Annotated in this window: 9 protein-coding genes and 1 rRNA gene; 5 read left to right on the top strand and 5 right to left on the bottom strand. The window is 41.7% G+C overall.

Annotated elements, in window-relative coordinates; translation table 11 throughout:
• Positions 1-179 precede the first annotated feature (179 nt).
• Entirely contained in the window at positions 180-494 is a 315-nt protein-coding gene (locus AC1P5O_RS15960; protein WP_004733697.1) for a rhodanese-like domain-containing protein, read from the bottom strand.
• A gap of 91 nt (positions 495-585) precedes the next feature.
• On the opposite strand from AC1P5O_RS15960, the gene AC1P5O_RS15955 reads away from it, so the two are divergent.
• Positions 586-1,074 carry a YajQ family cyclic di-GMP-binding protein gene (locus AC1P5O_RS15955; RefSeq protein WP_004281601.1) on the top strand — a complete coding sequence of 163 codons (489 nt, stop codon included), beginning with the start codon at positions 586-588 and terminating at the stop codon, positions 1,072-1,074.
• Positions 1,075-1,102: 28 nt separating this feature from the next.
• Positions 1,103-1,606, top strand: a complete 504-nt coding sequence (locus AC1P5O_RS15950; RefSeq protein ID WP_004733694.1) for a DUF4442 domain-containing protein — start codon at positions 1,103-1,105, stop codon at positions 1,604-1,606.
• Positions 1,607-1,669: 63 nt separating this feature from the next.
• Here the strand turns inward: AC1P5O_RS15950 and AC1P5O_RS15945 are convergent, their stop codons facing one another.
• From AC1P5O_RS15945 to AC1P5O_RS15935, 3 genes are all read right to left on the bottom strand, one after another.
• Positions 1,670-2,038 (bottom strand): hotdog domain-containing protein, encoded by a 369-nt coding sequence (locus tag AC1P5O_RS15945; RefSeq protein ID WP_017397644.1) that lies wholly within the window; start codon positions 2,036-2,038, stop codon positions 1,670-1,672.
• A 74-nt stretch (positions 2,039-2,112) separates the two neighbouring features.
• Positions 2,113-2,544 carry a thioredoxin TrxC gene (trxC, locus tag AC1P5O_RS15940; RefSeq protein ID WP_004733689.1) on the bottom strand — a complete coding sequence of 144 codons (432 nt, stop codon included), beginning with the start codon at positions 2,542-2,544 and terminating at the stop codon, positions 2,113-2,115.
• Positions 2,545-3,441, bottom strand: coding sequence for an alpha/beta hydrolase (locus AC1P5O_RS15935; protein WP_004733687.1), 897 nt, complete (start codon positions 3,439-3,441; stop codon positions 2,545-2,547).
• 125 nt (positions 3,442-3,566) lie between these two features.
• Between AC1P5O_RS15935 and AC1P5O_RS15930 the strand changes: the two genes are divergently transcribed.
• The 3 genes from AC1P5O_RS15930 (at position 3,567) to AC1P5O_RS15920 (ending at position 6,005) form a co-directional block, all read left to right on the top strand.
• Positions 3,567-3,902, top strand: coding sequence for a protein tyrosine phosphatase family protein (locus tag AC1P5O_RS15930; RefSeq protein WP_004733684.1), 336 nt, complete (start codon positions 3,567-3,569; stop codon positions 3,900-3,902).
• Positions 3,895-4,317: a protein tyrosine phosphatase family protein gene (locus AC1P5O_RS15925; protein ID WP_004733682.1), complete on the top strand. Its 423-nt coding sequence runs from the start codon at positions 3,895-3,897 to the stop codon at positions 4,315-4,317. Before AC1P5O_RS15930 ends, AC1P5O_RS15925 begins: the two co-directional genes overlap by 8 nt.
• A gap of 305 nt (positions 4,318-4,622) precedes the next feature.
• Positions 4,623-6,005: a dihydrolipoyl dehydrogenase gene (locus AC1P5O_RS15920; RefSeq protein WP_017397643.1), complete on the top strand. Its 1,383-nt coding sequence runs from the start codon at positions 4,623-4,625 to the stop codon at positions 6,003-6,005.
• A gap of 157 nt (positions 6,006-6,162) precedes the next feature.
• On the opposite strand, the gene rrf is transcribed toward AC1P5O_RS15920, so the two are convergent.
• A 5S ribosomal RNA gene (gene rrf, locus AC1P5O_RS15915) occupies positions 6,163-6,277 on the bottom strand.
• Positions 6,278-6,280: the final 3 nt, after the last annotated feature.

Genomic DNA, 6,280 nt, shown 5'->3' with positions numbered 1-6,280 from the left:
CAAGGCTGTTATAGCGCTTGACAAGACGCTGATCCAGGCCAGAGATGTTAAATTGAAGAGCATGCTCTTCAATTTAACGCAAAGTTCAGGAATTGTGTAGATACCTATGCCTAAAAGGAGAGGGAAAAATATTAGCCCCATTAAAAAAGCGCCTTGCGGCGCTTTTTTTGACAGAATGCTTATGCACCCTGTTCAAGCGGTAAGCCTGCATCACGGGCAGCACGAGTACCACCCATCAGAATGACATATTCACGTGAGCTGTCAAAACCCTCTAGTTTTTCCGCAGCACGTGGAGCTTTACTGCCCCCACCACACAAGATGTAAATGGGTTGATCCGCTGACACCTGAGTTAGGCTTTCTGCTGAAAGATCGTTAATGGGCTGATTCACCGCCCCTTTCACGTGTGCTTCAGCAAAAGCACTTGAATCGCGTACATCCCAGATAATTGCATTTTCTGGGAACTCAAATGTTGTAATTTCTTGTTTACGGATCATTGCGCACTCCTTTGATGTAAACAACACTTGGCAAATGAAGAAAACATCCCTAGCATCTCAGATATTCTTTCCCTTTGTAAAGGTCTAAACTATGCCTTCTTTCGATATTGTTTCTGAATTAGAAATTTTTGAAGTAAATCATGCAGTTCAAAACACCCAAAAAGAAATCGCGACCCGCTTTGATTTCCGTGGTCAGGACGTTTCTATTGAACTGAATGAAAAAAACAAGGAAATCAAAATCTCGACTGAAAGCGATTTCCAGTGTGAACAAGTCTATAGCATGCTGGAAAGTCATTTCTTTAAACGCAAAGTCGATATTCAGGCGCTTGATCCACAAAAAATGACGGCTTCTGGCAAAAATGTGATTCAGGTGATCAAGCTTAAAGATGGACTTGACTCAGATACCGCAAAAAAAATTAATAAAGCCATTAAAGAAAGTGGGATTAAAGCGCAATCTTCGATTCAGGGCGACAAGATTCGTGTAACTGATAAAAAACGCGATACCTTGCAACAAGTAATGGCATTCTTGAAAGAACAACAATTTGGTTTGCCTTTACAGTTCAACAACTTTAAAGATTAAGACCGTTCTGTGTCTTAAAGTAGGAATTATGACGCATCGCAATCGACTGACCAAACTGGTGAACGCCACTTCCAGATTACCACAAGGTATACGCAGTGCTTTACTGAGTAAAACTTTTGGCCGTGTGGTTCCCATGGTAGGCTCTGCCAAGATTCGCTATGTAGAGCTGAGTCCGGCAAAAGTCGTGGTCACAATCGCCAATCATAAAGCTATGCAAAACCATATTGGTCAGGTACATGCCTGTGCCATGGCTTTACTGGCAGAAACCGCGACTGGTTTTGTCACTGCAATGAATGTGCCGGATACGGCAATTGTGCTGATCAAAAGTTTAAAGATTGATTTTAAACGCCCGACGCGCGGTGCCATGACTGCGATTGCTACGCTTACATCCGAGCAGCAAGCCTTGATGCAAAGTTCAGATAAAGGCGAAACATTGGTTCAAGTTGTGGTAAGTGATGAATCAGGTGAAGCTCCGATTCAATGTGAAATGCTCTGGGCCTGGATTGCCAAGAGCCAGCTTAAGAAATCATAATTTCTTCTTTTAGACAAAAAAATCCCAGATATTAAATCTGGGATTTTTTATTTCAAGCCATTATTAGGCTGATTGCGATTCTAAAAGCTTCTGTTTCGCGTCTTCTGGAATCAGACGTTTGTTGCCTTTGACATCTACTGCAACAAAGGTAAATACCCCTTCGGTCACCCGAATCGGTGGGCGTGAATCATCATGACTGTCCCAAACCTCGATTTCCATCTGGATAGAGGTCTTGCCTACTTTTAAAATTTTGGTATAACAACTAATCACGTCTCCGACTTTTACCGGTACCAGAAAAGTCATCTGGTTAATCGAAATCGTGGCACAACGTCCCTTTGAAAATCGTTCTGCGTGAATCGCGCCTGCCAAGTCCATTTGTGAAACGATCCAGCCACCAAAGACATCACCACTCCAGTTGGTATCTGCAGGCATTGCGATCGTCTGTAGGGAAAGAATCCCCTCTGGTCTTACTTGAGAATCTGACACTTTCACTCCAGGCATTTGAATTAGGGTTGGGTATTTAACTGCTGATCAAGCCATTTTTGCAGCTCGCTTGATCGTAATGCACCGCTTATTCTAGCAATTTCGTTGCTTTTATTCATCAACACCAGCGTCGGAATACTGCGAACATTAAATGCCGAACTTAAGCGAGGATTCGCTTCTGTATCAATTTTTGCAAAAACCACATTTGGATATTGTTTTGCGACAGTCGCAAAATGCGGTGCCATCATTTTACAGGGACCACACCACTCTGCCCAGAGATCAATCAGGATTGGTAAGTCACTATGCGTGACAAACTGGCTGAAATTCTGCTCATTTATTTCAATCGGTGCCAGTGGAATCAGGGCTTGATGACATTGACCACAAGCAGGGTTGGCAGTGAGTTTATCTTCAGGGACACGGTTTTTGGCCAGACATTCCGGACATACAATAATCATCTAGCGCACTCCAATATGTTGATGTAAGAATTCTAATTGGGTCGAAACTGCTTTTTCAAACCATTCCCCATGATAAATATCAAAATGTCGGATATTCCACTCATGATATTGCACAAATGGTGCAATATTGGTGGCAGTTTCCCGACTCGATTCAATTGGAATCAGACTATCCCGTTTTGCCGCAATAAACAGTACTGGAATATTAATCTTTCTTACCTCCTGAATCGGTCGATAGCGCATCAGTTTGAAGAATGCCCGTGCAGGAATATGACCACTCCAGTAATAATCCGGATTGACAATCGACAGATAACCTTCATAACTGTCCTGTGTCGGCATAAAACATAGCTCAGGCGGATCAACTACAGGTAAGGTTTTTGGTGCCATACCAACCTTGGCCCCCATATAATCCTGACTGGAAACTTTAAGCGCCTTGGGGAGTTGTTGTAAAGGATATAGTTGGGCACTTTCAGCCCCATCGACAAAAGGCACCTGTACCATCGCCGCCTGAATATTTTTCAGCTCTGCTGCAAGTGTCAATACGTGCCCACCACTTAAGGCCGTACCCCAGAGCACGATCCGTTTACTGTCAATCGATTTGCGTTCCTGAATATGTCTGATCATGGTTCGCCAGTCATCGAGCTGGGCATTGATCGACACCAGTTCACGTGGACGCCCAGTGCTGCCGCCCCAATAGCGATAGTCAAATAAAACCACCGCATAGCCGGCACTGGCAAAACGCTGGGCATATTGCACCAGTTTAAATTGACGTAAGGCAGCCAGACCATGAGCCATCAGGATTACGGCCGGTTTTTCTATATTTTTAGGCCGATAAAAATCTGCAGCAATCACTTCCTGACCGCTTTTGACATACAGTGGTTCAACTGTATAAGCCTGCATACGCGCTCCATTGCGTTATCTTATGGTTATCATCATTTATAAAAATTTCAGAACAGGTTCAGCATGTTTTCAGCTTAATGCTATCATAAAGCATATCGATATAAATGAAATGATGGAGTGGCGTCATGAGCGAAAATGTAGGTTTTGCTGGTCAAATTGGTCCGGAACACGTAACTCAAGTGGTTGAGAAAGGTTTTAAATCGATTATCAACAACCGTCCGGACATGGAAGGTGGTTCCGAGCAGCCAACCAGTGCACAAATCGAGGAAGCTGCACGCAATGCCGGTCTGGATTATGTATTCCAGCCAGTAGTAGCCGGTCAGATTACGGAGCTTGATGTACGCACTTTTGTCAATCATTATAATGAGTTACCAAAACCGATCTTGATGTTCTGCCGCACCGGAAACCGCTCGAATAACTTATATCAACTGGCAAAACAGATGGATCTGCTGGATGACTAAGTCGTTTTGGAAAGGGGTGTTGCTAACAACATATTTTAGCTGTATTACACCTGTTTTTGCTGCAAATGATCTTAGCCGTGCGCTGACCTCTACGGTGAGTGTCACAGGGCAAATGACACCAAGCAAGTTTCAGCAATTGATTCAGCAAGGTTTCAAATCTGTGATTGTAAATCGTCCTGATCAGGAAACTGGTAATAATGTCACGGTAAGTCAATTACGCTCCATTGCGGAGAAATCTCAAGTTAGTGTGATTTATCAGCCTGTGGTGAGTGGCCAGCTTTCTCAGGCGAATATTGAAGAATTTGCTCGATATTATAATGAGCTGCCTAAACCAATTTTGATGGTTTGCCGTAGTGGCACACGTTCAGCTGCTTTGTTTAATCAGGCTAAATCTCAAGGATTGATTCATGAATAAGTTATTGATTATTTTATGTTGTAGTTTGGCTTTTGCCGGTTGTAGCTCGATGAATTTGAAGCCGACTGTGGGTGTAAGTGTGGGAACATCGATTTAACTTGCTTAAGTTTAAAATGAAATATATTTAAGTCCAAATAGATGACAAGTAAATAAATTAACTGAAATCCTTCAAGTAGATGTTGATGTTTAGTTATCTTTTGCTCACTTGAGTATGTTTACTTTAATGTAATGAATTGCTACAAAGCCCTCTTGTTTTGAGGGCTTTTTTGTATAGTGGTAAAATATTACGACATGATTTTAATATAATGTACGACCTCATCATTATTGGCGCAGGCACTGCAGGAATCAGTGCTTATAACGAAGCCGTCGAATATACCCAAAATATTTTAATTATCAATGATGGCCCGTGGGATACAACCTGTGCCCGTGTAGGTTGTATGCCAAGTAAATTGCTAATCTCCTCTGCAAATCGCATGCATGATATTCAAACTGCTGAAGACCTTGCTTTACAACATAATGCTGTCATTGATCCTTCAGATGTGATGCAACGTGTGCATGTCTTTAGAGAACGTTTTATTCTCGCAACCTTGAAAGGTGTCGATCAATGGGACAGCTCACATAAAATTTCCGGAAAAGCCAAATTTATTGATTCCCAAACGATCGAAGTCAATGGACAATACTATCGGGCCAAAAGTTTTATTGTCGCTGTAGGCTCACGCCCCAATATTGATGAAACTTTAAAGAAAAAATTAACAGACAAATACATCACTTCCAATGAAATATTTGAATTCTCCCAATTACCTAAGTCTTTAGCAGTAATCGGGAGTGGCATCATTGCAATTGAATTAGCTCAAGCCATGCAACGACTGGGTGTACGAACCACAATGTTTGCGCGTAGTCAAAAAGTAGGTGCTTTAACTAGCCCGATCTTACAAAAACTAGCACAAGAGCAATTAAGTAAAGAACTGAATATCAAATTTAAAATTTTGCCAGATAAAGTTGAAATACAGGATGATAAAGTAAAAATTAACTTTACAGAAAATGATCAGACTAAGAATATTGAAGTTGAATATGTCTTAGCTGCCACAGGTCGACAAAGCAATATAGATCGTTTAGGTCTAGATCAACTCAATTCAACATTCAAGGACATCAAAAACCTTCCTATCGATAAAGAAACCAAACAACTTGCAAACCTACCTATATTTATAGTCGGTGATGCCGCACTTGATACCCCTATTCAACATGAAGCCGCGCATGCGGGTAAACAGGCGGTTTATAACTGTTTAAATTATCCGGATGTAAAGCCTATTCCTGCCTTAACCGCATTGGCGATTGTATTTTGTCATCCTGAAATGGCGATTGTCGGAAAAAATTTTAAACAGCTAGAAGATCAACACGTCGAATTTATTCGGGGATTCGTCTCTTATGAAAACCAAGGACGTGCTCTAGTTTTGGGAGAAAACTCAGGTGGAATAGAAGTTTATTTTGATAAAAACTCCGGTAAATTACTTGGCGCAGAACTATTCTGTTCACAAGCAGAACATCTGGCCCATTTACTGGCTTGGATGATTGATGCCAATCAGGATATTCATCAGATTCTAGCCAAACCTTTTTATCATCCGACTTTGGAAGAAGGACTCAGAACGGCATTTAAACATGCTCGACGTCAGTTGGATGCATTGCTATAAAGGAGCTATAAACCTATTACGCTTTAAAATTAGTTCTTGCTCTAGTCTAATATTGAGCAATGTTGATGTTAAATTTATATATGACATATATAAGACGATTATTTCGCGCATAAAAAAACACCCCCTATCATTTGACAGGGGGTGTTTTGGAATAATGAGCTGGCGATGACTTACTCTCACATGGGTAACCCCACACTACCATCAGCGCTAAGAGGTTTCACTTCTGAGTTCGGGAAGGGATCAGGTGGTTCACTCTTGCTATGGTCGCCAGCACA

The organism is Prolinoborus fasciculus (assembly GCF_056724605.1).
The sequence above is the reverse complement of the archived record's forward strand: the minus strand, read 5'-3'. Positions and strand labels throughout refer to the sequence as shown.

Coding starts and splice junctions, on each gene's coding strand:
- AC1P5O_RS15960 (WP_004733697.1), bottom strand. CDS start 494: ATGATCCGTAAACAAGAAATTACAACATTTGAGTTCCCAGAAAATGCA.
- AC1P5O_RS15955 (WP_004281601.1), top strand. CDS start 586: ATGCCTTCTTTCGATATTGTTTCTGAATTAGAAATTTTTGAAGTAAAT.
- AC1P5O_RS15950 (WP_004733694.1), top strand. CDS start 1,103: ATGACGCATCGCAATCGACTGACCAAACTGGTGAACGCCACTTCCAGA.
- AC1P5O_RS15945 (WP_017397644.1), bottom strand. CDS start 2,038: ATGCCTGCAGATACCAACTGGAGTGGTGATGTCTTTGGTGGCTGGATC.
- trxC (WP_004733689.1), bottom strand. CDS start 2,544: ATGATTATTGTATGTCCGGAATGTCTGGCCAAAAACCGTGTCCCTGAA.
- AC1P5O_RS15935 (WP_004733687.1), bottom strand. CDS start 3,441: ATGCAGGCTTATACAGTTGAACCACTGTATGTCAAAAGCGGTCAGGAA.
- AC1P5O_RS15930 (WP_004733684.1), top strand. CDS start 3,567: ATGAGCGAAAATGTAGGTTTTGCTGGTCAAATTGGTCCGGAACACGTA.
- AC1P5O_RS15925 (WP_004733682.1), top strand. CDS start 3,895: ATGACTAAGTCGTTTTGGAAAGGGGTGTTGCTAACAACATATTTTAGC.
- AC1P5O_RS15920 (WP_017397643.1), top strand. CDS start 4,623: ATGTACGACCTCATCATTATTGGCGCAGGCACTGCAGGAATCAGTGCT.